Source organism: Bradyrhizobium sp. USDA 4451 (genome assembly GCF_054822585.1).
Window position 1 is genome coordinate 6,122,814 of sequence record NZ_JBTRCH010000001.1, and the last position, 24,060, is coordinate 6,146,873.

At 66.0% G+C, this 24,060-nt stretch carries 21 protein-coding genes; 12 read left to right on the plus strand and 9 right to left on the minus strand.

Features of this window, described 5'->3' with window-relative positions; translation table 11 throughout:
* Positions 1-3: 3 nt before the first annotated feature.
* On the minus strand, positions 4-1,089 hold the full coding sequence (locus ACVMB0_RS28335) for a COX15/CtaA family protein (protein WP_456754466.1): 1,086 nt from the start codon (positions 1,087-1,089) through the stop codon (positions 4-6).
* A 102-nt stretch (positions 1,090-1,191) separates the two neighbouring features.
* On the opposite strand from ACVMB0_RS28335, the gene ACVMB0_RS28340 reads away from it, so the two are divergent.
* Positions 1,192-1,401, plus strand: a complete 210-nt coding sequence (locus ACVMB0_RS28340; protein WP_229183239.1) for a DUF2842 domain-containing protein — start codon at positions 1,192-1,194, stop codon at positions 1,399-1,401.
* Here ACVMB0_RS28340 and ACVMB0_RS28345 read toward each other — a convergent pair.
* Positions 1,398-2,426 (minus strand): polysaccharide deacetylase family protein, encoded by a 1,029-nt coding sequence (locus tag ACVMB0_RS28345; protein ID WP_461348358.1) that lies wholly within the window; start codon positions 2,424-2,426, stop codon positions 1,398-1,400. The genes ACVMB0_RS28340 and ACVMB0_RS28345 overlap by 4 nt on opposite strands.
* A 190-nt stretch (positions 2,427-2,616) precedes the next feature.
* Between ACVMB0_RS28345 and ACVMB0_RS28350 the strand changes: the two genes are divergently transcribed.
* Positions 2,617-3,810 (plus strand): GNAT family N-acetyltransferase, encoded by a 1,194-nt coding sequence (locus ACVMB0_RS28350; RefSeq protein ID WP_461348359.1) that lies wholly within the window; start codon positions 2,617-2,619, stop codon positions 3,808-3,810.
* A 13-nt stretch (positions 3,811-3,823) separates the two neighbouring features.
* Here ACVMB0_RS28350 and ACVMB0_RS28355 read toward each other — a convergent pair whose 3' ends face one another.
* Positions 3,824-4,762: a LysR family transcriptional regulator gene (locus ACVMB0_RS28355; RefSeq protein ID WP_456754463.1), complete on the minus strand. Its 939-nt coding sequence runs from the start codon at positions 4,760-4,762 to the stop codon at positions 3,824-3,826.
* A 346-nt stretch (positions 4,763-5,108) separates the two neighbouring features.
* Here ACVMB0_RS28355 and ACVMB0_RS28360 point away from each other — a divergent pair, with 346 nt between their 5' ends.
* The gene (locus ACVMB0_RS28360; protein ID WP_456754462.1) at positions 5,109-6,437 is read left to right on the plus strand and encodes an MFS transporter; all 1,329 of its coding nucleotides are present in this window, start codon (positions 5,109-5,111) and stop codon (positions 6,435-6,437) included.
* A gap of 64 nt (positions 6,438-6,501) precedes the next feature.
* Here ACVMB0_RS28360 and ACVMB0_RS28365 read toward each other — a convergent pair whose 3' ends face one another.
* Entirely contained in the window at positions 6,502-8,838 is a 2,337-nt protein-coding gene (locus ACVMB0_RS28365) for a GumC family protein (protein WP_461348360.1), read from the minus strand.
* Between the two features lie 176 nt (positions 8,839-9,014).
* Between ACVMB0_RS28365 and ACVMB0_RS28370 the strand changes: the two genes are divergently transcribed.
* The 4 genes from ACVMB0_RS28370 to ACVMB0_RS28385 all read left to right on the plus strand — a co-directional run bounded on the left by ACVMB0_RS28370 (position 9,015) and on the right by ACVMB0_RS28385 (position 13,851).
* On the plus strand, positions 9,015-9,641 hold the full coding sequence (locus ACVMB0_RS28370) for a polysaccharide biosynthesis/export family protein (protein ID WP_461348361.1): 627 nt from the start codon (positions 9,015-9,017) through the stop codon (positions 9,639-9,641).
* A 3-nt stretch (positions 9,642-9,644) separates the two neighbouring features.
* Positions 9,645-10,784 carry a glycosyltransferase family 4 protein gene (locus tag ACVMB0_RS28375; protein ID WP_456754459.1) on the plus strand — a complete coding sequence of 380 codons (1,140 nt, stop codon included), beginning with the start codon at positions 9,645-9,647 and terminating at the stop codon, positions 10,782-10,784.
* A gap of 115 nt (positions 10,785-10,899) precedes the next feature.
* A complete protein-coding gene (locus ACVMB0_RS28380; RefSeq protein WP_461348362.1) occupies positions 10,900-12,444 on the plus strand; it encodes an undecaprenyl-phosphate glucose phosphotransferase in 1,545 nt (514 codons plus the stop codon).
* Positions 12,445-12,582: 138 nt separating this feature from the next.
* On the plus strand, positions 12,583-13,851 hold the full coding sequence (locus tag ACVMB0_RS28385) for an O-antigen ligase family protein (RefSeq protein WP_456798996.1): 1,269 nt from the start codon (positions 12,583-12,585) through the stop codon (positions 13,849-13,851).
* Here the strand turns inward: ACVMB0_RS28385 and ACVMB0_RS28390 are convergent.
* On the minus strand, positions 13,823-14,296 hold the full coding sequence (locus ACVMB0_RS28390) for a MarR family transcriptional regulator (protein WP_456756532.1): 474 nt from the start codon (positions 14,294-14,296) through the stop codon (positions 13,823-13,825). The genes ACVMB0_RS28385 and ACVMB0_RS28390 overlap by 29 nt on opposite strands.
* Before the next feature lie 147 nt (positions 14,297-14,443).
* On the opposite strand from ACVMB0_RS28390, the gene ACVMB0_RS28395 reads away from it, so the two are divergent.
* A complete protein-coding gene (locus ACVMB0_RS28395) occupies positions 14,444-15,643 on the plus strand; it encodes an FAD-dependent oxidoreductase (RefSeq protein ID WP_456797989.1) in 1,200 nt (399 codons plus the stop codon).
* A gap of 134 nt (positions 15,644-15,777) precedes the next feature.
* On the opposite strand, the gene ACVMB0_RS28400 is transcribed toward ACVMB0_RS28395, so the two are convergent.
* From ACVMB0_RS28400 to ACVMB0_RS28410, 3 genes are all read right to left on the minus strand, one after another.
* Positions 15,778-16,953, minus strand: coding sequence for a saccharopine dehydrogenase family protein (locus ACVMB0_RS28400; RefSeq protein WP_461348363.1), 1,176 nt, complete (start codon positions 16,951-16,953; stop codon positions 15,778-15,780).
* Positions 16,954-17,084: 131 nt separating this feature from the next.
* Complete coding sequence (locus ACVMB0_RS28405; protein WP_461348364.1) at positions 17,085-17,867, minus strand: DUF169 domain-containing protein; 783 nt, start codon at positions 17,865-17,867, stop codon at positions 17,085-17,087.
* Between the two features lie 87 nt (positions 17,868-17,954).
* Entirely contained in the window at positions 17,955-18,749 is a 795-nt protein-coding gene (locus ACVMB0_RS28410) for a YdcF family protein (RefSeq protein ID WP_461348365.1), read from the minus strand.
* Between the two features lie 66 nt (positions 18,750-18,815).
* On the opposite strand from ACVMB0_RS28410, the gene ACVMB0_RS28415 reads away from it, so the two are divergent.
* From ACVMB0_RS28415 to ACVMB0_RS28430, 4 genes are all read left to right on the plus strand, one after another.
* A complete protein-coding gene (locus tag ACVMB0_RS28415; protein WP_461348366.1) occupies positions 18,816-19,757 on the plus strand; it encodes an acetamidase/formamidase family protein in 942 nt (313 codons plus the stop codon).
* 87 nt (positions 19,758-19,844) lie between these two features.
* Positions 19,845-21,671: an AMP-binding protein gene (locus tag ACVMB0_RS28420; RefSeq protein ID WP_461348367.1), complete on the plus strand. Its 1,827-nt coding sequence runs from the start codon at positions 19,845-19,847 to the stop codon at positions 21,669-21,671.
* 175 nt (positions 21,672-21,846) lie between these two features.
* Complete coding sequence (locus ACVMB0_RS28425; protein ID WP_461348368.1) at positions 21,847-22,047, plus strand: hypothetical protein; 201 nt, start codon at positions 21,847-21,849, stop codon at positions 22,045-22,047.
* Between the two features lie 101 nt (positions 22,048-22,148).
* On the plus strand, positions 22,149-22,616 hold the full coding sequence (locus ACVMB0_RS28430) for a GcrA family cell cycle regulator (protein WP_456754450.1): 468 nt from the start codon (positions 22,149-22,151) through the stop codon (positions 22,614-22,616).
* A 155-nt stretch (positions 22,617-22,771) separates the two neighbouring features.
* On the opposite strand, the gene ACVMB0_RS28435 is transcribed toward ACVMB0_RS28430, so the two are convergent.
* Positions 22,772-23,734: an SDR family oxidoreductase gene (locus ACVMB0_RS28435; protein WP_461348369.1), complete on the minus strand. Its 963-nt coding sequence runs from the start codon at positions 23,732-23,734 to the stop codon at positions 22,772-22,774.
* Positions 23,735-24,060: the final 326 nt, after the last annotated feature.

Consider the following 24,060-nt stretch of genomic DNA (forward strand, 5'->3'; position numbering starts at 1 on the left):
GGATCAAAGCGACTGGCCGACCGGAACCAGGGTCGGCTGGTCCCGTTCGGTGCGGCGCGCCGCGAAGCGCTCGGTTTGCAACACCGCGAGCGTCAGCACCACGATCGCGACGGCCTGGTGCGTCAGCGCCAGATCGATCGGCACCTGATGCAGCAGCGTCAGGATGCCGAGGGTGGCCTGCAGCGTGATCGCCGCAACCAGCCACCACGCGCCCGCAATCACCGCAGCGCCGGCGCGCGCACGCACGGCATCGATCGCATGCGCGATCGCCAGCGCGAACAACAGATACGCGGTCATGCGGTGCTCGAACTGCACCGTCAGCGTGTTGTCGAATAAATTGCGCCACCACGGCGTCTCGAACCAGAGACGATCGGCCGACGGGATCAAACCGCCGTCGATGTCGGGCCAGGTGTTGTAGACCCTGCCCGCGCGTAGCCCCGCGACCAACGCGCCGAAATAGAGCTGCACGAAGGTCAGCACGAGCAGCACCGCGCTCGTGATCTTCAGCCTGACGGGCGCAATCACGGACGGGCGGTCAGTCAGGCGTCGCAACGTCCAGACGATCGCCGCGAAGATCAGCAGCGCCAGCACCAGATGCGTCGCCAGCCGATACTGCGACACCTCGACACGCTCCGAGAGGCCGGATGCCACCATCCACCAGCCGACGCCGCCTTGCAGCGCACCGAGGCCGAAGATCACCCAGAGCCGCCGGCCGAGCTCGCCACTCACCGCGCCGCGCCACAGGAAATACAGGAACGGCAGCAGATAGGCCGCGCCGATCACCCGGCCGAGCAACCGATGGCTCCACTCCCACCAGAAGATCGTCTTGAACTCCGCGAGCGTCATCCCGGCGTTGAGCTCGCGATATTGCGGAATCTTCCGGTAGCCCTCGAAGGCCTGGTTCCACTGCGTCTCGGTCAGCGGCGGCAGCGCGCCGGTCACCGGCTTCCATTCGACGATCGACAGGCCGGACTCGGTGAGCCGCGTGGCGCCGCCGACCAGCACCATCAGCGCGATCAGGCCGGCGACTGCGAGCAGCCATACGCGGACGGCGCGGAGCTGCGATGTCTTTGCGGAAATACCGGCCATTTCGCCCTGACTTGATTGGATTTTCGCGCCCCTTATAGTCCGCCGCGCCGGCCGCGCAAGCGCTGCCGAAACGCTTGGGATCACGAGTTACAGATATCCGCCATGGCCATACGCACCCGCAAATTGCTCGGAACCATCTTCCTGCTCATCCTGGTGGTGGTGTGGTCGCTGCTCGGCATGACCGTGGCCCAGACGCCGTGGCTCGCCAGTTCCGGCCTGTTGCAGGCGATCTTCTACGTCGTTGCAGGCCTCGGCTGGGTGCTGCCGGCGATGCCGATCGTGTCCTGGATGTCGCGGCCTGATCGCGCCTAAATCACGTGTTGGCCGCGCGCGCTCCGCGTCGGCCGCACCGGCGCGAACATCACGCCCGAGAGCAGCACCCGCATGATCCGTAGCGAACGCACCCGGCCATCCCACGCGATCCGTGGCAGCGCATGGAGATTGGTCCGGCCCTGTGCCTCGACCACCCCCGAGATGGTCGACACCGCGCTGGCAAAGCCGGTCTCCTCGGCCATCACCACATCCGGACGGGCGAAGGCGTCGCGGTCCCCGAAGGGATAGGCGAAATGCCTGACCGGCCGGCGAAGCGCGCTCTCGGCCACCGCCTTGCCCATCGCCATCTCGCGCTGCGCGGCGGCATCCTTCACGCTCGACAGCGCCGGATAGTTCACCGTGGCGCTGCCGAACGTCACGTTCGGATCGGCCGCGAGCTTCGCCAGGTCCGCCCAGTCGAGCGAGGCGTCGCGTGACAATTGCACCGCGTCGGCCGCATAGCGCCGGCCGAGATCGTTCACCGCATAGGCGAGATCCGACGGCGGCAGCCGGCGCAGCCAGCCGGACAGGAAATCGAACAACTCGTATTTGTCCGACAGGCTGGAGATCGCGAAGTGGCGTTCCCTGCCGTCGATCACCAGGCTGATGCGGCGCTCGCGCGCGATGATGTCCTCCAGCGCCAGCCACCACGCCACGCCGACGCCGTCCGGGAACGCCGTCGGCAGATAGAGCGTGAAGGGCACGCCGTGCCTGGCGAGCACCGGATAGGCATGGGTGACGATGTCCTTGCTGGCACCGTCGAAGGTCAGGCAAACAAACCGGCGGCGCTCCGGCATGGTCCCCGCGCGGCGGCAGACCTCGTCGATCCCGACGATGTCGTAGCGCCAGCGCTTCAGCGCGCGGATCGTGCGATCGAGGAATCCCGGCGTGATCTCTTGCGACTTGAGCGGCTGAAACCGTCCCCGGCGCGCGGGCCGGACGCGCGCGAAACGCAGGATCGCCCCGGCGCCGCCGGCTTCGCGCTCCCGCAGCCTGAAGGTGCCGCTGAAATAAGCGAGCTCCATCCTGGCCCGCCGCAAGATCCCGTTATTTGGCGCCAAAATCTCCCGCCTGTCCCAGCCCTTTGCCCGGCGGTTCCCGCCAACCGCCAAGCCCCCATCGACGCATTCTTATTACTCTTTGTTGACATTTCCCTGCGAAGGTCGCGCCAGCCGAGACCTGTAAATTAATACCTTAAAAAATTTGGGCTCCGAGATGATCATGGCGGCGGCAGTTGAAGGCCAGACGGCGGGCACGCGAACATGGCCGAACGCAATCCGCGTGGCCGGCGTCGACATTTTTCATGACCTCGCGGCCGCCGAAGCGACCTGGCGCAGTCTCGAGACCCCACAGCACAGCTACACGCCCTATCAGCGCTTCGATTTCCTCGCCAACTGGCAGCGCCAGGTCGGCGAGCGCGAGGGCTTGCGGCCCTTCATCGTCGTTGCCCATGACGCCGAGCGCCGGCCGCTGCTGCTGTTGCCGCTCGCCGTCGAATCTCGCCTGGGCGCGAACTGCGCGAGCTTCATGGGCGGCAAGCACGCGACCTTCAACATGGCGCTGTGCGACAAGGACTTCGCCGCCAACGCGACCGAGGCCGACATCACCGCCCTGATCGGCTCGATCGCCGAACGCTCCCGCGTCGATGCGCTGGTGCTGTGCCAGCAGCCGCTGCGCTGGCAGGACCAGCCCAATCCGCTGGCGTTGCTGCCGCACCAGGCTTCCGTCAACGACTGCCCGCTGCTGGTGATCGAGCCCGGCGCCGCGCCCGCGACGCTGATCAGCAACTCGTTCCGCCGCCGCCTCAAGGGCAAGGAGCGCAAGCTGCAGCCGCTGCCCGGCTACCGCTATCATGTCGCGAGCACGAGCGCGGACGTCTGCCGGCTGCTCGACTGGTTCTTCCGCGTCAAGCCGCAGCGCATGGCCGAGCAGAAGCTGCCCGACGTGTTCGCCGAACCCGGCGTCGAGCAGTTCATCCGCGCCGCCTGCCTCGCGCCACGCGCCGACGGCAACGGCTATGCGATCGACATCCACGCGCTGGAGTGCGACGAGGAAGTGATCGCGATCTTCGCCGGCGTCTCCGACGGCCATCGCTTCTCGATGATGTTCAACACCTACACGATGTCGGCCAATGCCAAGTTCAGCCCCGGGCTGATCCTGATGCGCGACATCATCGATCGCCATGCCGGGCAGGATTACCGCGCCCTCGATCTCGGCATCGGCTCGGATGAGTACAAGCGGCTGTTCTGCAAGGACGACGAAGCAATCGTCGACAGCTTCATTCCGCTCAGCCTGCGCGGCAAGCCGGCGGCCGGCATGCTGTCGGCGATCAGCCGCGCCAAGCGCGCTGTGAAGCACAATCCGGCGCTGCTGGAGATCGCGCAGAACCTGCGCAGCATGTTCCGCTGAGGATTCCTGCGGGCTAGACCGGCGAGCCCTCCGCCGCCTGTCGTCCGCTCTCGACGCCGAGCCGCATCATCGCATCGAACACCAGCGTCGCGGCCGGCGACAGCGCGCGCTTGCGCAGCTTGATCAGCCCGTAACTCTCGAGCATCAGTTGGTCGCGGATGCGCAGCATCTTGAAGCGCTGCGGATCGAGCAGATCGAAGATCAGCAAGGGCACCGGCACGATCGCATCGATCCCCGCGGCAATCCCGATCGACGCGGAAAAGGATTCGGTGTTGATCATGCGCTGCGGCGGTGCAATGCCCCGGCTGTAGAACAGCCGCTCGAGCGCCTGGCGCATGAAGGATTCCCGCGGCTGGGAGATCCATTGCAGGTCGACCGTGTCTTCCAGATTGACGTTGTCGAGCGCGGCCAGCGGATGCTCGGCGCGCACCAGGAGCGCGGCCTGCTCGGCGCCGATCTCGTGATAGTCGAACTGCGCCGGATCGACGCCGGCCGGTATTCGCGCCACGATGAAATCGAGCTCCAGCGCGAGCAGCCGCGCGACCAGCGGCGGGCTGGTGCTGACATCGAGCGAAATGCTCACCCGGTGCAGCTTCTCGCCGAGATACTGCATGACGTCGACGACGAGGTCGATGCTGGGCTTGGCCACCGTCCCGACCGAGACGGTGCCGAGCTCGCCGGACCGGTAGCCGGCGAATTCATTGGTGACCCGGTCAAGGTCGGCCAGCACGCTCCGGCCGCCCCGGATCAGGATCGAGCCGTAGGCGGTCGGCTCGACGCCGCGCGCGGTCCGTTCAAACAGCGGAACCCGCGCCACCGCCTCGATTTCGGCCAGCATCTTGGATGCCGCCGACTGGGTGATGTTGAGGCGCTCGGCGGCCAGCTGCAGCTTGCGCTCGCTGTCGAGCGCGACCAGCAGGCGCAACTGGCGCAGTTTCAGATTATTGATCACGGCCCGTCACCATCCTGCCCGGGAAGAGCCGTCCGGTCCGATCCAATCGGAACGAACAGAACTCCAGCTTCTTGTCTCGACGCGTTTTCTATACGCCCCCCGGTATCCGGCTTCGCTGAAATACCCGAGTTCCAACCGTTATACCGCGGTGCATCATGACAGTTTCGCCGTGGCTCCATTCCCAAATGCCATTAGTCACGCGGCCGTCAATTACACAACAATGAACGCAAGGCTTGCAACAAAACTTGCAAGGGCCAAGCGACGGACCGCTGCGGGTGTACACTGTACGCCCCCGGAGAGCGCGGTGACCGTGCGCCGAATCGAAAAGCCAGAAGGGACGGGAACGATGAGCGACGATGTCGAGAAGCGCGCGGTTGGAAAGATGATGCGGCGGCTGATTCCGTTCCTCATCCTGTGTTACTTCGTGGCCTATCTCGATCGCGTCAATGTCGGCTTCGCCAAGCTGCACATGAATGCCGCGCTTGGGCTCAGCGAAGCCGCCTACGGGCTCGGCGCCGGCCTGTTCTTCGTCGGCTACTTCTTCTTCGAGGTGCCCTCCAACATCCTCCTCGAGCGGTTCGGCGCGCGGCGCTGGATCGCCCGCATCATGATCAGCTGGGGCATCGTCTCGGCGGCATTCGCGTTCATCCCGCAGATGTCGGCGGCGAGCGGCGTCTCGAGCGAATGGATCTTCTACTTCCTGCGCCTCTTGCTCGGCGCCTGCGAGGCCGGCTTCTTCCCCGGCATCATCTTCTATCTGACGCTCTGGTTCCCGACGATCTATCGCGCCCGCGTCATCAGCCTGTTCATGCTCGCGATCCCGATCTCCAGCATCATCGGGGCGCCGATCTCGGGCCTGCTGCTCAATTTGTCGGGTGCCGGCCTGACCGGGTGGCAGTGGCTGTTCATCTGCGAAGCGCTGCCGTCGGTGCTGGTCGGCTTCGCCGTGCTGGCGATGCTGCCCGACTTCCCGCGCCAGGCAAGCTGGCTGCAGCCGGACGAGATCAAATGGGTGCAGAACTCACTTGAGATCGAGCGGCAGAAGAAGGAAGCCGTGGAGCACATCTCGGTCATGCAATCGCTGACCGATTCGCGGGTGCTCGCCTGCGCGCTGGTGTATTTCTGCCTCAATGCAGCGAGCTACGGCGTCGCGTTCTTCCTGCCGACCATCATCAAGGCGTTCGGCGTCACCGACACCCAGACCGGCTTCCTCGCCGCCCTGCCCTTCGTGTTCGGCGCGATCGGCATGGTGCTGCTCGGCCGCCATTCCGACAAGACCGGCGAGCGGCGTTACCACGTCGCCGGCGCGCTGACGCTCGCCGCCGTCGGTATCGGCCTCGCCGGGCTGGTCTCAAGTCCGGTGCTGATCATCGGCCTGCTCTGCCTCGCCCAGATCGGCGTCTCCGCGGTGCCGCCGATGTTCTGGCCGATGCCGGCCAGCATCCTGAACGGTGCCTCGGCCGCCGCCGGTATCGCCGCGATCAACTCGCTCGGCAACCTGTCGGGCTTCGCCGGCCCGTTCGCGATGGGCTACCTGAAGGACCTGACCGGCGGATTCACCGCGGGCCTGCTGCTGCTCGCGGTCGTCGGACTGATCGGCGCCCTGGTCACGATCCGGCTGCGGATCGATCCGGTGCTGGAGCGAGCCGCGCGCGAGCCGGTGCTGGCACACTGAAGCGCCATCAGGGAACAGCGCGATGACGATCCGATCGGATCTCATCGCGCTTTAACGGCTCGATTCAGGCCGCCACGACCCGCGGGCCGGCAGCAGCCGCTTGCGACGGCGCGCAGGGCTTGCTCAGCATCGTCACCTCGGAGAAGCCGACGGCCCTGAGCTGGTCGACCATCGAACGGCGGGCATCCTGCGTCATCGCGGCATCGGGCACCACGACGGCCTGCGCCTTCGCGGTCAAGAGTTCGGCCGGCAGGTCGAGCGCCGAACCGGCGTCGAGCAGCACGTGGTCGTAGACCCTGAGCAGCGCATCGATCGCAAGCACGAGCCGCGGCGATTGCAGATAGCTGCGATCGAAGCCCGGACGCCCGGCGCTGACGATCTGGACGCGCGACTGCCGATCCTTGGTGATGATCTGCGCGAACGTCGCCTCGCCCTGCATCAACTCGGCGAGGCCCGGTGCCGCGGGGTCGACGGTGGCTGCCGCCAATACCTGCGAGGAGCCGACGAGATCGACCACCACGACCTTGGCCTGGCGCGCCATCAGACGGGCCAGTGTCAACGCAGTCGCCGTCACGCTCTCGCCGGCCGCCGGACCGAGGACCGTGACCTTATGCGCGGCAGGGCCGGCCGCGACCAGACGCTCGGCGAGTTCATCGATCTCGTCGACCGGCTGAGCCGGCGCAGGCTGCGGCTCGCTGATGACGGGCTCGTAGGCAACCGCCGGCGCCGGCGGCAATTCGGGCTGCGGTGGTGTCCTCGGTGCAACCGGCGCCGCGCGGGCCGGCTCAGGCGGCAGCGCTGACACCGGCTCGTCTGCGGCTGCGGTCTCCATGACCGGCTCGCGGCGCCGGATCACGGCGGCCGCCGGCGCGAAGGCCCGGCCGACCGCGCCGGGCGCGGTGATCCGCAGCAACTCGCCGGTGATGATGATGCCTGACGACAGCAACAGCGTCGCCAGCGTCGCGATCAGCACGATCGGCAGCTTCTTCGGATAGGCCGGCGTGTTCGAGACCGTGGCCCGCGAGATGATGCGGCCGTCGGTCGGCGCGGCCTCGATGTTCTCGCGTGCGGTCGCCTCGCGATACTTGGCGAGGTAGGCTTCCAAGAGATCGCGCTGCGCCTTGGCCTCACGCTCCAGCCCGCGCAGCTGCACGTCCTGGCTGTTGCTCGACGAGGCCTGCTTCTTCGACTGGTCGAGGCTCGCCTGCAGCGCCTGCACGCGGCCGTCGGCGACACGGGCATCGTTGTCCAGCGAGCGCGAGATCTTGCCGGCCTCTTCGCGCAATTGCCGGTCGAGGTCGGCGATCTGCGCCTTCAATTCCTTGATGCGCGGATGGTTGTCGAGCAGTGTCGATGATTGTTCGGCAAGCTGCGCGCGCAGCGTGCCGCGCTGTTCGGCGAGCCGGCGGATCAGCTCGGAATTGAGCACTTCCGAGGCCTCGATCGGCTTGCCGCCCTGAAGCATTTCGCGGATCAGCCGCGCCTTGGTCTCGGCATCCGCCTTCAGCGCGCGGGCATTGTTGAGCTGGGTGTTCAGCTCGCCCATCTGCTGGTTCGACAGCGGGATATTGTTGGTGCCGACGAACAGGCTCGACTTGGAGCGGAACTCCTCGACCCGCGAATCGGCGTCCGCGACCTTGCCGCGCAGCTTGTCGATCTCGCCGAGCAGCCAGGTGCTGGCGGACTTGGCCTGATCCTGCCGCGCGCCCTGCTGCAGCACGAGATAGCCGTCCGCGATCGAGTTGGCGACACGCGCCGCAAGCTCGGGATCCTCCGACTGGAATTCGATCACCATGACGCGCGACTTGTCGACCGCGTAGGCCTGGAAGCGCTCGTAATAGGAATCGAGCACCCGCTCTTCCGGCGTCAGGCTGAACGGGTCACGGCCGATGCCGAACAGCGCCAGCAGCGACTTCAGCGGGGAAAAGCCGCGCAGCACCGGATCGAACTCGGGGCGCTCGGCGAGCTTGTTCTTCTTGATGATGTCGCGCGCGAGATCGCGCGACAGCAATAGCTGCACCTGGCTCGTCACCGCCTCGGCATCGAGCGAGGTGCGCTCCAGGTCGCGCTCGCCGTTCGGACGCAGGAAGGCGTTCTCGCGATTGTCGATCAGGATTCGCGCTTCCGACTTGTAGCGCGGCGTCACGACGTTGACGGCGGCAAGCGACAACGCAAACACCAGCACGGTCGGCACGACGATCCAGCCGCGCTTGCGTGCCAGCGCGCGGCCGAGCACATGCAGATCGAGATCGGTTGCCTCGGCCGGACGCGCCGCCTTGTCGGGAATGGGCTTCGGCGCAACCGGCTTCACGACAGCTTCATCGGCAACGCGCGCGGACTTCGGCACCGCCCGTTGCACGACGGCCTTTTCCTTGTCTCTACGCCAGAATGCAAACCGCATAACCAACTCCCGCGGACGCCGCGACTCCCCTTCAATGGCGGCGATTACAGTCCATTAAGGTTGCTGCCGGGTTAATCGGTGCGGTTGCCGGACATCGCTGCCACCACCTGATCCGTCATTGTTTGTTAACCATGAGCGCCGTTAATCGGGACCGATATTGTCGCGGGATTCCTCACATGCGCGATCTGCGCGCTCCCCCTGTTTGTCTGATTGCTGCGCTCGCGCTGTCGGGCTGCATGGGCCGGACGTCGCCGGCTGCCGGCGACCCCGGCCTCGACTCGATGGCTTACGGCCAGGCCCCCTATGCCGCGCCGATCGCCTATGCCGAGCGCGCGCCGAGGCGCGAGGCCTATAATCTCGGCCCCGGCGACAAGCTGCGCGTCGTGGTCTATGGCCAGGAAGGCCTCACCAACTCCTATGCGATCGATGCCGCCGGCGCGATCACGATGCCGCTGATCGGCTCGGTGCCGGCACGCGGCCGGACGCCGGCGGGGCTCGCCGCCGAGATCACCGCACGGCTGCGCAACGGCTTCATCCGCGAGCCTTCGGTGGCGGTCGAGATCGAGTCCTACCGGCCGTTCTTCATCCTCGGCGAAGTCCAGGCCCCTGGCCAATATCCCTACGTGCCCAACATGACGGTCGAGAGCGCGGTGGCGATCGCCGGCGGCTTCTCGCCGCGCGCCAGGCGCGACGAGGTCACCCTCACCCACACCGATGCATCGGGCGCAGGCCGCTTCGTTGCTCCCCTGGGCACCCCGATCGGGCCTGGCGACACCGTGTTCGTCGGCGAGCGCTGGTTCTGATCGATGGCCCAGGATCAAAACCAGCAAGCGCCGCTCCGCATCCTGCACGTCGTCCGTGCCCCGGTCGGCGGCATCATTCGCCACATCCTCGATGTCGCCAACGGCCAGATCGAGCGCGGCCACCATGTCGGTATCGTCGCCGACAGCCTGACCGGCGGCACCCGCGCCGACGGCGTGCTGGCCGAAATCGCGCCGCGCCTCACGCTCGGCGTCCACCGCGTGGCGATCCGCCGCGAGCCGCGCTTCGCCGACGTCATGGTCTGGGCGCATATCGCCGGGCTGATCCGCAAGCTGAAGCCTGACGTCGTGCACGGCCATGGCGCCAAGGCCGGCGCCTATGTCCGCCTGCGGCGGCGCTCGAGCAAGGTGATCCGGGTCTACACGCCGCATGGCGGCTCGCTGCACTACCCGCTCGACACCTGGAAGGGCCGCTTCTACAGCCAGCTCGAGCGCACGCTGATGAACAGCACCGACCTGTTCCTGTTCGAGAGCGCGTTTGCCCGCGACACCTACCAGCGCACCGTGGGCAAGCCGACCGGCCTCGTGCGCTGCGTCTTCAACGGCGTCACGTCGGAGGAGTTCGAGCCGGTCCCGAGGGCCGACGACGCCACCGATGTGGCCTATGTCGGCGAGTTCCGGCGCATCAAGGGCGCTGACCTCCTGATCGACGCGGTGGCGAAACTGCGCGCCGAGGGCAAGCCGGTGACACTGACGCTCGGCGGCGACGGCGAGGAATTCGAGCGCCTCAAGGAACAGGTCAAGCGGCTGTCGCTAGGCGATGCCGTCCGCTTCATCGGCCACGTCAAGGCGCGCTTCGGCTTCTCCAAGGGCAGCCTGCTGGTGGTTCCCTCCCGCGGCGACTCGATGCCCTACGTGGTGATCGAGGCCGGCGCCGCCGGCGTTCCCATGATCGCCGCCAATGTGGGCGGCATCCCGGAGATCTTCGATACCCACACCGACGCCCTGTTCGCGCCGAGCAATGCGGGCGCGATGGCCGACGCCATCAAGGCCGCGCTGGACAATCCCACGACGACCACAGCGCGCGCGCAGCAACTGCGCGAGCGGATCTCCGAGCATTTCTCACAGAGCGCAATGGTCGAGGGCGTGCTCGCCGGCTATCGCGACGCGTTTGCCGAACGTTAACCATTTCTTGCACACGTAACCGTTTCTTCCGATTTGTCCCCTTAAGTCGCGTCCAGGGGAATTTCGCTGCTGCGCGCGGATGCCCATCTGCATGCGCAGGAATGGACGTGGACTCGTGGAACCGTTTAACGCACGCTCGATGCTGGACGCCGCGGCGTCAGCGACGGCCGCTCAGCCGCAGATCGAACGCCGCCGCCGCCTGTCGCCGGCCGCGCTCGCCGTCACCAATCAAAAAGTTCGCGGTGCCTATTCGCCGGTCGTGATCGCCGGCGTGGTTCGCCTCGCCGATTTCGTGCTGCTCAGCCTGGTCGGCGTCGGGCTCTATCTCGCCTATGTCAGGCCGCTCGCTGGCGGCGGCATCCACTGGGGATACGTCAGCTCGATCCTCGGCATGTCGGCCGCGGCCGTGGTCTGCTTCCAGGCCGCCGACATCTACCAGGTGCAGATCTTCCGCGGCCAGCTCCGCCAGATGACGCGGATGATCTCGTCATGGGCCTTCGTGTTCCTGCTGTTCATCGGCGTCTCCTTCCTGGTCAAGCTCGGCGGCGAGGTGTCGCGGGTCTGGCTGTCGTCGTTCTTCTGCGTCGGCCTCGCGGTGCTGATCGCCGAGCGGCTGCTGCTGCGCTCGATGGTGCGGGCCTGGGCGCATGACGGCCGGCTCGACCGGCGTACCATCATTGTCGGCGCCGACCAGAACGGCGAGCAGCTGATCGAGGCGCTGAACACCGACGACGACACCGACATCCACGTGCTCGGCGTGTTCGACGACCGCAATGACGCCCGCGCCATGGAGACCTGCGCCGGCTCGCCGAAGCTCGGCAAGGTCGACGACATCGTCGAGTTCGCGCGCCGCACCCGGGTCGATCTCGTGCTGTTCGCGCTGCCGATCTCGGCCGAGACCCGCATCCTGGAGATGCTGAAGAAGCTGTGGGTGCTGCCGGTCGACATCCGCCTGTCGGCCCATACCAACAAGCTGCGCTTCCGGCCCCGCTCCTACTCCTATCTCGGCAAGGTGCCGACGCTGGATGTGTTCGAGGCGCCGATCACCGATTGGGATCTGGTGCTGAAATGGCTGTTCGACCGCGTGGTCGGCGGCCTCGCTTTGCTTGCCGCGCTGCCGGTACTCGGACTGGTGGCGCTCGCGGTGAAGCTCGACAGCCCCGGCCCGGTGCTATTCCGCCAGAAGCGCTTCGGCTTCAACAATGAGCGGATCGACGTCTACAAATTCCGCTCGCTCTACCACCACCAGGCCGATCCCACCGCCTCCAAGGTGGTGACCAAGAACGATCCGCGCGTCACCCGCGTCGGCCGCTTCATCCGCAAGACCTCGCTCGACGAATTGCCGCAGCTGTTCAACGTCGTGCTGAAGGGCAACCTCTCGCTGGTCGGCCCGCGCCCACACGCCGTGCAGAGCAAGCTGGAGAACCGGCTGTTCGACGAGGCCGTCGACGGCTATTTCGCCCGCCACCGCGTCAAGCCAGGGATCACCGGCTGGGCCCAGATCAACGGCTGGCGCGGCGAGGTCGACACCGACGAGAAGATCCAGAAGCGCGTCGAATACGACCTCTATTACATCGAGAACTGGTCGGTGCTGTTCGACCTCTACATCCTGCTCAAGACCCCGTTCTCGCTGGTTACCAAGAACGAGAACGCGTACTGAGATCCGAGACTAACTGCCGTCATTGCGAGGAGCGAAGCGACGAAGCAATCCATGCCGCAATTCGGGGATAGGTGGATTGCTTCGCTTCGCTCGCAGTGACGAAACCAAGATTTTTGTACCGCGTTGCGTGAGTATCCGATGGCCTATGCGGCGACAGCCGGGACGTCTCAATCGCTGACATCGGCGCCGTCAGGCGTGCTGGCGTTGCAGCGGGCGCTGGTGTGGCTGGCCGGCGCGTCGATCGCCATCGTGTTCATCGAGCCGAGCCCATATGAACTGGTCACGCTGACCGCCTGCGTGCTGTTCTTCGCCACCGGCCTGCGCATGCAGCTGGTGTTCATGCCGCTGTTGTTTTCGCTGATCGTGCTCAATGTCGGCTACAGCATCGGCGCGGTGCCGTTCCTCGACAAGCCGGAGGTGGTGAACTGGGTGCTCACCTCCTGGTACATGGCCGTCACCGTCGTGTTCTTCGCGATGGTGATGTCGGAGGACACCGAAGCTCGGCTCGACATGCTGCGCCGCGGCCTGATCGTCGGCGCGATGATCGCCTCGCTCGCCGGCATCGCCGGCTACTTCCATCTGGTGCCCGGCGGCTACGACCTGCTGACGCTGTACGATCGCGCCCGCGGTACCTTCAAGGATCCCAACGTGCTCGGCGCGTTCCTGATCCTTCCGGCGCTGTTCACGCTGCAAAGCGTGGTCTCCGACCGCTTCGGCAAGGCGTTCCGCAACGCCATCGCGTTCGGCATCATCTCGCTTGCGATCCTGCTGTCGTTCTCGCGTGCCGCCTGGGGCGGGCTCCTGATCACCGCGGCCTTCATGCTGGCGCTGATGGTGTTCACCAGCCGCTCGCAGGCGCAGCGCTCGCGCATCATCGTGATGACCTTGATCGCCGCGGTCCTGGCGGTCGCGCTGATCGCGGTGCTGCTCTCAATCGGCTCGGTCGCCGACATGTTCAAGCAGCGCGCGAGCTTCGACCAGAGCTACGACGAAGGCCGTTTCGGCCGCTTCGGCCGCCACATCCTCGGCGCCCAGATGGCGCTGGAATTGCCGTTCGGCATCGGGCCGCTGCAATTCCACACCTATTTTCCCGAGGACACCCACAACTCCTTCCTCAACGCCTTCATGTCGGGCGGCTGGATCTCGGGCATCTGCTATCCGGCGCTGGTGTTCGTCAGCGCGATCATCGGCTTCCGCTACATCTACACGCGGGTGCCGTGGCAGCGCGACTATCTTGCGATCTTCTCGGCATTCCTCGGCATCGCCGGCGAGAGCTTCATCATCGACACCGACCATTGGCGGCATTTCTGGATGATGCTGGGCACGATGTGGGGCATGTACGCGGCGACCGAGCGCTATCGCGCCATGCCGGCCGAAATCAGCGACGAGACTTCGGCGGCAGCTTGAGATTGGCGCGCTGCTCCGGCGGCATGTCGATCACCGCCTTCAGTGCTTCGGTTGCTTCCAGCACGCCCTTGTAGCCGTCATTGGCGAAGCGCAGCAGCAGCCGCAACTCGTCGTCGCTGTAGCTGCTCCAGAGCTTGAGCATGGCGTTCTGCATCGGCACGTAGAACTTGCCGATCTCCATCGCCTTGTCCTCAACCACCGAGATGAAGACCTTGCGGCGGTCGCTCTCATCCCGCTCGCGGCGCACGTAGCCCGCCTTCTCCAGGCGGTCGACCACCCCGGTGATCGCGCCCGTGGTCAGCCCGGTGACTTCGGCGAGCCGTCCCGCGGTGACGCGCCCCTCCAGGTGCAGGATGTCCATGCACTCCATATCGGAATTGGAAATTCCGGCCATGTTTGCAACGGCTTGACCGTACATCACGCCCTGCGCGGAGGACCGCCGCATGGCCTCCTCGAGTTGCTGCATCAGCGCATCGCGCGACTTGGCGCTTGACAAAGGCGACCTCTTACCTCAGAAGATAAATATCTTAGTGACTAAGATGATTAGCCACTAACCCTTCCTAGCCGACACGGATGCATGGAGCAAGACATGATGACCAGACGTCCCCGCAAGGCACTCATCATCGGCGCCGGCATCGCAGGTCCGGTGACCGCGATGTTCCTGACCCGCGCCGGCATCGAGGCCGAGCTCTATGAGGCCTGGCCCTATTCGACCGGGATCGGCGGCGGGTTGCAGATCGCACCGAACGGCATGCATGTGCTGGCCGAGCTCGGCCTCGCCGACGAGCTGATCCGCAACGGCTCGATCGCGGAGTCCTTCGACTTCTATTCGCAGAGCGGCAAGAAGCTCGGCTCGCTCAACCAGAACATGCAGCAACGCTTCGGCCAGCCCGCGGTGAACATGTGCCGCGCGACCTTGAACGAGACGCTGATCGACAAGGCCTGGGCCTCCAACGTCTCGGTGTTCTTCGAGAAGCGCCTGGTCAAGATCGAGGATCGCGGCGATCAACCCGTGATCGCGTATTTCAACGACGGCACCACCGCCGAGGGCGATTTCGTGATCGGCGCCGACGGCGTGCATTCGGCGGCGCGGCGGCACGTGATCCCGGACGGCCCGACGCCGTTCGACACCGGGCTGCTCGGCTTCGGCGGCTTCGTGCCTCGCAGGGTGATCGAGCATCTGCCGATCGGCCAGAAGGTCGAGACCACGTTCGGACAAAGCGGCTTCTTCGGTTACGGCCTGTGCAGCCCCGATCCGGATGCGGGTGCGATGTGGTGGAGCACGCAGCCGTCGCACGGCATGACCGCGGCGGCCTACCGGCTGCAAAGCCAGGACGCGATCAAGCAGCATCTGCGCGATTTCCACGCCGGCTGGCATGCGCCGATCCCCGCGATCATCGAGGCCGCCGAGAACATCGGGGTCACCGACACGCTCGACGTCGCGACGCTGCCGACCTGGTCGCGCAAGCGCACGCTCTTGATCGGCGATGCGGCGCACGCCACCAGCCCGCATGCCGGCCAGGGCGCATCGCTCGCGCTGGAGGACGCGCTGCGGCTCGGCATGCTGATGCGCGATGGCCAGGAGCTCGGCATGACCTTCCAGGCCTTCGAGCATGAGCGACGTCCGCGCGCCGAGAAGATCGTGGCGATCGCCCGCCGCAACGGCAACAGCAAGCGCGAGTTCAGCCCGACCGGTGCCTGGCTGCGCGATCACATGCTGAAGCTGCTGCTGCCGGTGTCGTCCAAGGGCATGGACTTCATGTACGCGTACAATCCGCGGGCGGCGGCGTAGCGCTCTCGCTGTCATGCCCCGCGAAAGCGGGGCATCCAGTATTCCAGAGACGTCCGTGCCTGAGCGGATAGGCCGCGGCGTACTGGATCGCCCGGTCAAGGCCGGCCGATGACATGGAGCAATATTTCGCGAGGCTACTTCTCAACCTCGAACGTCAGCCCGGCGTGATCGACCAGGCGCTTGATCAGTTTTCCCTGCATCGCGGCTCCCGGCGTCCAGAAGCCGGGTGCGACGTCGGGCGTATCGCGCAACAGGCAGATCGCACATTCCGAGATCATCTTCGAGGTCGAGCCGTAGCCGGGATCGCGATCGCCCTTGATGCCGGCGCGGACCATGCGGCCGTCGGGGGCGACCGCAACATAGAGCAGATCGTAGCGGCCGTTCTCGCGCTCTTCCTTTGACGGCCCCTCGCCCGGCTTCGGCGCGCTCGGGCCGGTCTTCTCGGCGTTCAGCGCCATCACCTTCTTGGCATTGGCCTCGCCCTTCTCGCCGGGGCCGGTCAGGACCATCTCGTCGTAGACGAAGTCGCGTCCGTAGGGAAAGCCCATCAGCATGTTGGAGCGGTGGACGTTGCGCGTGTTGATCAGCGCCATCATGAACGGCGCGGTCCACGAGTGCAGATCCTCCTCATAGGCCGGCTTGCTGCCGCGCGGCTGCTTCGGGCCCTCGAAGCCCGGCGTCAGCGCGAACGGATTGTTGAGGATCGCAACCAGGCTGAGGTCCTTGGCGACCGCATCGAAGGTCGCCTTGGCGCTTGCCGCGGTGCCGCCCGACAGCGTGCCGCGCATGTCGCGCACCCGGCCCTTGACGCGCGGTGCCGGCGCGCCGAACACGCGCTTGGCTTCCTCCTGGACAAAGAATGCGCCGAGCTCGAACGGCACGGAGTCGAAACCGCAGGAGAACACGATCCGCGCGCCGCTGGCCTTTGCCGCGGCCTCGTATTTATCGATCATCTGCCGCATCCAGACCGGCTCTCCGCAGAGATCGAAATAGTCGGTGCCGCTTTCCACGCAGGCGGCGATCAGCTCATTGCCATACAGCTGATACGGGCCGACCGTTGAAATGACCGACTTGGTCTGCGCCAGCATCGCCTTCAGCGATGCGGTGTCGCCGGCATCGGCAACGATCAGCGGCGTGTCGGCGGGCGCGCCGATCGCATCGCGAACCGCGGCGAGCTTGTCCTTGCTGCGTCCGGCCATCGCCCATGTCAGGCTACTGTCGCGATAGTTCGCCGCGAGATATTCGGCGACCAGCTGGCCGGTGAAGCCGGTCGCACCGTAGACGACGACATCGAGTTTCGACGAGGACATGGATCAGGCTCCCACACAACGAAATTGCCCCGTTTTGTCATTGCGAGCGAAGCGAAGCAATCCATTTCACCGCGCGTGCGGCACGATGGATTGCTTCGTCGCTATCGCTCCTCGCAATGACGCGCGTGCCGCTACTTTTTGTACGACACCCCCATGCCGGCGCGGACGTCGGCCTGAATGCCATAGGGCGCGATCGGGTAGCGCAGGCCGTTCTTGGCAAGCTGCTTCATCCCGGCGATCGCCTTCACCAGATAGGCAGGCGGCAGCGCCATCAGCATCTCCTCATCGGGCACGCCGCCATAGCGGCGTTCGGCGAAGCACGGCAGCGACAGGCTCGGCTCGCCGGTCTTCAGCGCCCGCCCCCACGAATCCGCGCAGGCGGTCTCGCCGACCACGCCCCATTCGAACTTCCTGTAGCCGGTATATTGCAGCCCGTTGATCAGGATGATCATCTGTCCCGGCGTCGCATAGACGAGGCAAATGTCGGGCGGATTGAGGCGTCCGCTGGTCAGTGGGCTCACCGCCATCGCCTGGTACTGGCCATAAGGCACCACGTCGAGCGCTTCCTGGCGCTTGCGCGCGTCTTCCGCTGTGCCATGCCAGACCCCGACATAGTTCTCGCCAGCAAGCCACGTCTCGTCCTGCGGCGCGAGCCCGATCACCGCGCGGCATTGCGCGCCGACCAGATCGTCGGCGGTGATGCCGACGGTCCAGCCGAGCCGCGAGGCCATGCTGACAATCTGGTCCGTGGTGTGCACCGCCGACGGTCGGCGAATTTTTGGAATCGCCTCCATCTCCTCGACGCGCGCGAACATCTTGATGCCGATCACCGTGGTCTTCAGCCGCAGCAGGCCGTTCAGATCGGCGACGGTCGCGGCGAGATCGAATTGTTCCGGCGGTGTCTGTTGCTGCATGCGTAAGCTCCCGTGATCGGCGGCTTGGCGCCGCCTGTTGCATGGATGTTAGCCGGAATGCACGGTCGACGCGACAGGTGCCTTGCGCTACCGCGCAGCCGGTCCCGGCAGCAGATCGTCGGTTTTGCCGGCCAGACGATAGGCCACGAGCCCGATCCACTCCCGCGTGCCGAGATCGGTGCGCGACAGGCCCTCGATCGCCAGCGTCGCGAAGCTCATGACATTGCCGACCCGCCAGTCGACCGGATAGGCCTCGACGTCGAATCCCGCCTTGCGGAACAGCCCGACCGCGCGCGGCATGTGATAGGCAGACGTCACGAGCAGCCAACGCTCGCCCGGCTTGGGATCGACCAGCGCCTTGGAAAATTCGGCGTTCTCCACCGTGTTGCGCGAGCGGCGCTCGATGGTCACTCGCGACTTGGGAATCCCGAGGCTCTCGAACATCTCGGCGGCATAGTCGGCCTCGCGCGCATCGTTCGAGATCAAATTGGCGCTGCCGCCGGTGAACACCAGCCGCGCGTTCGGATATCGTCGCGCGAGCGCGGCGGCCGCGATGACGCGATCGGCGGCGCTGCGCACCACAGGCGTGCCGTGTGCAACCGACAAATCGGCATCGATCGAGCCGCCGAGCACGATGATTCCGTCGGGCGCGCCGCGCGAGGCGTCCCATGGCGGGAAGCGCTGCTCCAATGTCGCGATCGGCACATTGCCGAGCGGCGAGAAGCCGCAGATCGCGAGCAGCAGCAGCGCCGCAATCATCAGCCTGCGGCCGAGGCGCGCAAACCGCGTCAGCACCAGCACGGCGCCGATCACGCCGATGCCGATCAGGAAATTGATCGGCAGCAGCATGATGCCGAGCGTCTTGGAGAACACAAAAAACAAGGGAAGCCTCTGCGAAGTTCTGCTACAGCGTCATACGCTGCTGGCTATGCAATAAAAAGAAGTCACATGACCCATCATCATCTGAAATCCAGCCCCGAAACCTGCCATTGGGGCTTCTTCGAAGCCAAGCTGAAGCCGGTCCTGACCATCGCGAGCGGCGACGAGGTCACGATCGAGACCGTCAGCGGCGGCGCCGATGTGGTGCCCGACCGCGGCAAATTCCATGTCCCGCCGGAGCTCGACGAGATCCATGCCAGGAGCGAGCGGATGGTGCCCGGGCACATCCTGACCGGCCCGATCGCGGTTGCCGGCGCCGAGCCCGGCGACGTGCTCGAGGTCGATATCCTCGACGTCCAGCTGCGCCAGGACTGGGGCTACAACCTGATCAAACCGCTGTCCGGCACCCTGCCCGACGATTTCCATGAGACCCGCATCCTCAACATCCCGCTCGATCGCGCGCGGATGGTCGGCCGCATGCCCTGGGGACTCGACCTGCCGCTGAAGCCGTTCTTCGGCGTGATGGGCGTGTCGCCGCCGCCGGCCTGGGGCCGCATCTCCTCGCTGATCCCGCGCGCGATGGGCGGCAATCTCGACAACAAGGAGCTCGGCGCCGGCGCCAAGCTCTATCTGCCGGTGTTCGTGCCGGGCGCGCTGTTCTCCTGCGGCGACGGCCACGGCGTGCAGGGCGACGGCGAGGTCTGCGTCACCGCGATCGAGACCGCGCTCACCGGCCGCTTCCGCCTCACCCTGCGCAAGGATCTCAAGCTCGCCTATCCGCGCGCCGAGACCGCCGACCACTACATGACCATGGCGATGGATCCCGACCTCGACCAGTGCGTGGTGCGGGCGCTGCGCGACATGATCGTGCTGCTCGGCGAGAAGCGCAACCTGTCGCGCGAGGACGCCTACACGCTGTGCAGCCTGGCCGCCGACCTGCGCGTGACGCAGACGGTCAACGGCTCCAAGGGCATTCACTGCATGATCGCCAAATCCGTGGTCCACGTCTGACAGCCGGTCGATAGGCCGCACTTGTGCTCCGCAAGCGCGGCTCGCTACACTCCCCCTCCTAACGAACAAAAATGGACGGGGACGGATATGCTGAAGGACAGGCTTTCGCCGGCCGACGAGGCTCTGCGCGACAAGGAGATGCAGGAGACGCTCGCCGCCTGCCCGCGCATCCTCGATCTCATCGCCCGCGGCCCGCAGGCCGCTCCGGACGCCGAGGCCGCGATCTATCTGCGCTCGCCGCTCGATCCCAACCCGGTCGTGATCTCCAACGATCAATTGATGGGCTCGATCAAGGCTGCGGAAAACTATTTCCGCGGCCAGGGCATCGGCAAGGACGATGCGGTAGCGATCCTGGTGCCGGCGTGTCCGGCAAGCATCGTCGCGATCTTCGGCGCGGCCGCCTGCGGCGTCGCCGAACCGCTCAATTTGTTGTTCACCCGCGAAGCGATCGCAGCCCAACTCAATGCGATCAACGCCAAACTGCTGCTGGCGCCGCCGTCGGGCATGCCCGGCGGGCTGTATGAGCGGATCGAGGGCCTCGAGCGCGAGGTGCCGTCGCTCAAAGGCATCGTGATCGTGCCGCTCGACGGCACGATCTCGTTCGACGGCGAGGTGCTGCGGCCGGATCCGGCGTGGCGCGACGACTACGGCAAGTCCAGGGATATGCGCGAGGCCGACCGCGTCGCGGTGATGCTGCCGACCGGCGGCACGACAGGCCATCCCAAGGTGGCGCGGCTCACCAACCGCGCGATGGTCGCCTCCACCGTATCGTCGCGAATGGCGCTCGATTTCCATCGCGGCGAGCGCGCGATGATCACGATGCCGCTGTTCCATGTCGGCGGCCTGTTCTGCACCTCGGCCAATTGCCTGTCGGCGGGCACGACGATGGTGATCCCCGGCCCCGCCGGCGCGCGCGATCCGGCGCTGGTCCGCAACTTCTGGCAGATCATCGAGCAATACCGCATCAACATCGCCGGCAACGTGCCGACCATCCTCGGCGCGCTGGCCGACGTTCCGGTCGGGGAGAGCGACATCTCGACCCTGCGCGTCACCGCCACCGGTGCCTCGATCTGCCCGCCGGAGATCGAGCGGCGTTATCTCGCGACCTGGGGCGGCGCCTGCATCCAGCAGCTTTACGGCATGACCGAGCTCGCCGGCGCCATCACCCATGACGTGCACGGCGTGAAGCCGCGCGCCGAAAGCGTCGGCACCCGCAATCCGCTGGTCGAGCTTGCGATCCTCGAGGGCGACAAGCTGCACACCGGGCCGTGGCCCTCGCCGGTCGGCGAGCTCCTGACACGGGGTCCGCAGGTGTTTGCGGGCTATGTCGACAAGAAGCAGACCGAGGAGGCGTTCCGCGACGGCTGGCTGCGCACCGGCGACATCTGCCGGATCGATGCCGACGGTTTCGTCTACATCCTGGGCCGCGCCAAGGACGTCATCATCCGCGGCGGCCACAACATCGATCCGCGCGCCATCGAGGACGCCGCGCTGGCCTTCCCGGGCGTGGCGCTGGCTGCGGCCGTCGGGCGTCCCGACACCTATGCCGGCGAGGTGCCGATGCTGTTCGTCTCGGCGCAGCCGGGCGCCCAGATCGATCCGAACGCGCTCGCGGCGTTCGTGCAGGAGAATATCCTGGAGCCGCCGGCGCGGCCGCGCGTGGTGTCGGTGATTGCGGAGATGCCGGTCACGCCGGTCGGCAAGATATTCAAGCCCAAGCTGCGCGAGATCGCCGCCGGCGAGGCGGCGCGTGAGTTGCTGGCGCTCGAAGGGTTGTCCGACGAGGTCAGCGTGGACGCCATCACCGACCCGTCCCGCGGGCTATACCTGAGCGTGAAGGCACCGCCGGACAAGACCGAAACGGCGGAGCGGCTTCTCAAGAAGTTCCCGGTCAAGGTCGAAGTACGACCCTAACCACTTCATTTGTCTCGATAATCAGACAAACGCGGCGCGCCGGAGTTGATCCGCGGCGTGCCGCTGCGCGGCTGTCTTCATTTTGCGGCTGAACGGCTTGACGGACAGCCTTATTCCTAAATAGACTCTAAATAGATACTTTTCAGTGCGGGCGTTCAGAGTTAAGCGTTTCACCATGGCTACGGAAAAGGCCGAAACCGACCGCGTCCCGGTCACGTTGGCGCTCTCGACCATCGGATACCTCGAGAAGCTGGTGAGACAGGGCACCCACGGCACGAGCGTCCCGGGCGTCGCACGGACATTGATCGAGGAAGGCATTCGGCTCGCCATCAAGGACGGGTTGCTTGCAATCCGCGACAGCGGCCGCACGCCCTGAGAGCATCCCTCGCGACAAACGCGAAAGCGTTTGGGCGGAGCTCAAGAACTGAGGGCGCGTGTGCCGGCGCGGCGGTTCAACACAGAACGTGGAACCGTCAGATGATTGCGATCGAACCCACCTGGACGCCGGAGCGCGTCGACCAACTCAAGATCTACTTTGAAGCCGGCCTCTCCTGCCGCGACATCGCCGTCAATATCGGCGTCAGCCGCAATGCGGTGATCGGCAAGCTGTCGCGGCTGAACCTGATGCGTACGACGCCGGACCAACGCCGCGCACGGCGCAAGAAGTCCGCCGCAAACGCCGCGCAGCGGGCGACCGCGAAGCAGCAGCTGCAGTTGCTGGAGGCGCTCTACGAACCGGAGCCCCGCGACGCGCCCGTTGTCAGCGCCAACAATTGCTCGCTGTTCGAGCTCAGCGAGCAGCGCTGCCGCTGGCCGATCAGCAGCCCGGGCGCCGACGATTTCTGCTTCTGCGGCAACCCGCCGCTCGGCGGCATGCCCTATTGCTCAGGGCATTACCGCCTCGCCTATCAGGCAGGATCGCGCCAGCGCGCGATGCGCGGGTAGTTAACCCGTCATCCTGAGGAGGCCGCAACGCGGCCGTCTCGAAGGATGAACGGCCACCAGCTCGGCCGCGCATGCTTCGAGACGCGCGTTCCGCGCTCCTCCAGCGACAACCGCAAAGCCGTCGCGCGGGCATGACGGATCTTATGGAGGATTGATCAACCGACCTTCCAGCCGGTCGCCGTGACGAGGTCCTGATAGAACTCCGGCGTGTAGGCCTGCTCCGGAGTCCTGCGCACGCGCTCGTCGAGCAGGTGGGCATCGTCGCCGACCAGGATGCGCCAGCGATCGGCCTTGACGCCATCGAGGATGATCTTGGCCGCGGCGGCCGCCGTGGTCGGCGCCTCGTCATGGAAGATGCGGGCGCGATCGAGCGCCAGCTGCTGGATGTCTGCATCCGACATCTTGGCGACATCGATGCCCTGCCCTTGCAGACGCTGCCGGGCCTGTTTCAGCTCGTCGGCATTGAGTTGGTCGGCGCCGTTCTGCACCTTGCGCGAGTTCGACACGATCGAGGTGCCGATGTGGCCGGGCATCACCACCGAGCACTTCACATGCGGCGCGTTGAGACGGAGATCGTTGATCATCGCCTCCGTGAAGCCCTTCACGGCGAATTTCGCCGCGCTGTAGGCGGTGTGCGATACGCCGAGGCCGACCGAGGCCCAGAAGCCGTTGACGCTCGAGGTGTTGACGATGTGCGCCTCGTCGGCCTTCACCAGGAGCGGCAGGAAGGTACGGACGCCGAGATAGACGCCGCACCAGCAGATGTTGAAGGTGCGCTCCCACTGCTCGCGGGTGTTGGTGAACAGGCTGCCACCGCCGCCGATGCCGGCATTGTTGAACAGCAGATGGATCTTGTCGGTCGCCTGCTGCTCGATCAGCTCGTCGCGGAAGCGCTTGTAGTGATCCTCGATCGAGACGTCGGCAACGTGTGTGGTGATGCGCAGGCCCTGCGGCAGCTTCTCGACCTCGCAGAGCCGCTTGGTCTCGGCCATCGCCTCGGCCGAGACATCGCACATCGCGACGTTGCAGCCCTCGGCCACGAGCTGCCGCGCCAGCTCGCGCCCCATGCCCGTACCGCCACCGGTGATGACGGCAATCTTCCCGGCAAAATCCTTCATGTGAGATCCGTTCCCTGATTTTTCTCGCCCTGATTTTTCTTTTCGGTTGGAGCGCGGATCGCAGTCCCAACCGTTTGGTGTGAGGCAGTCTACATCACCGAATTATCGCGCAGCAACGCCGCCTGCTGGCACGCGCAAGCGAGCTGCATGCAGCAGATCGAGGCGGCGGGCGACGCAACGAAATCATTCCGCGCGACGAACAATCCGACTTCAATAATCGGAAGCGACGGATCGCCAACATCTTGAACGGACGAGGCGTGACAACGCTGATCGCGATCGCCGCTGCAATTTCCGACGCGGCTGTCACAGGCGCGGAAGCGATGACG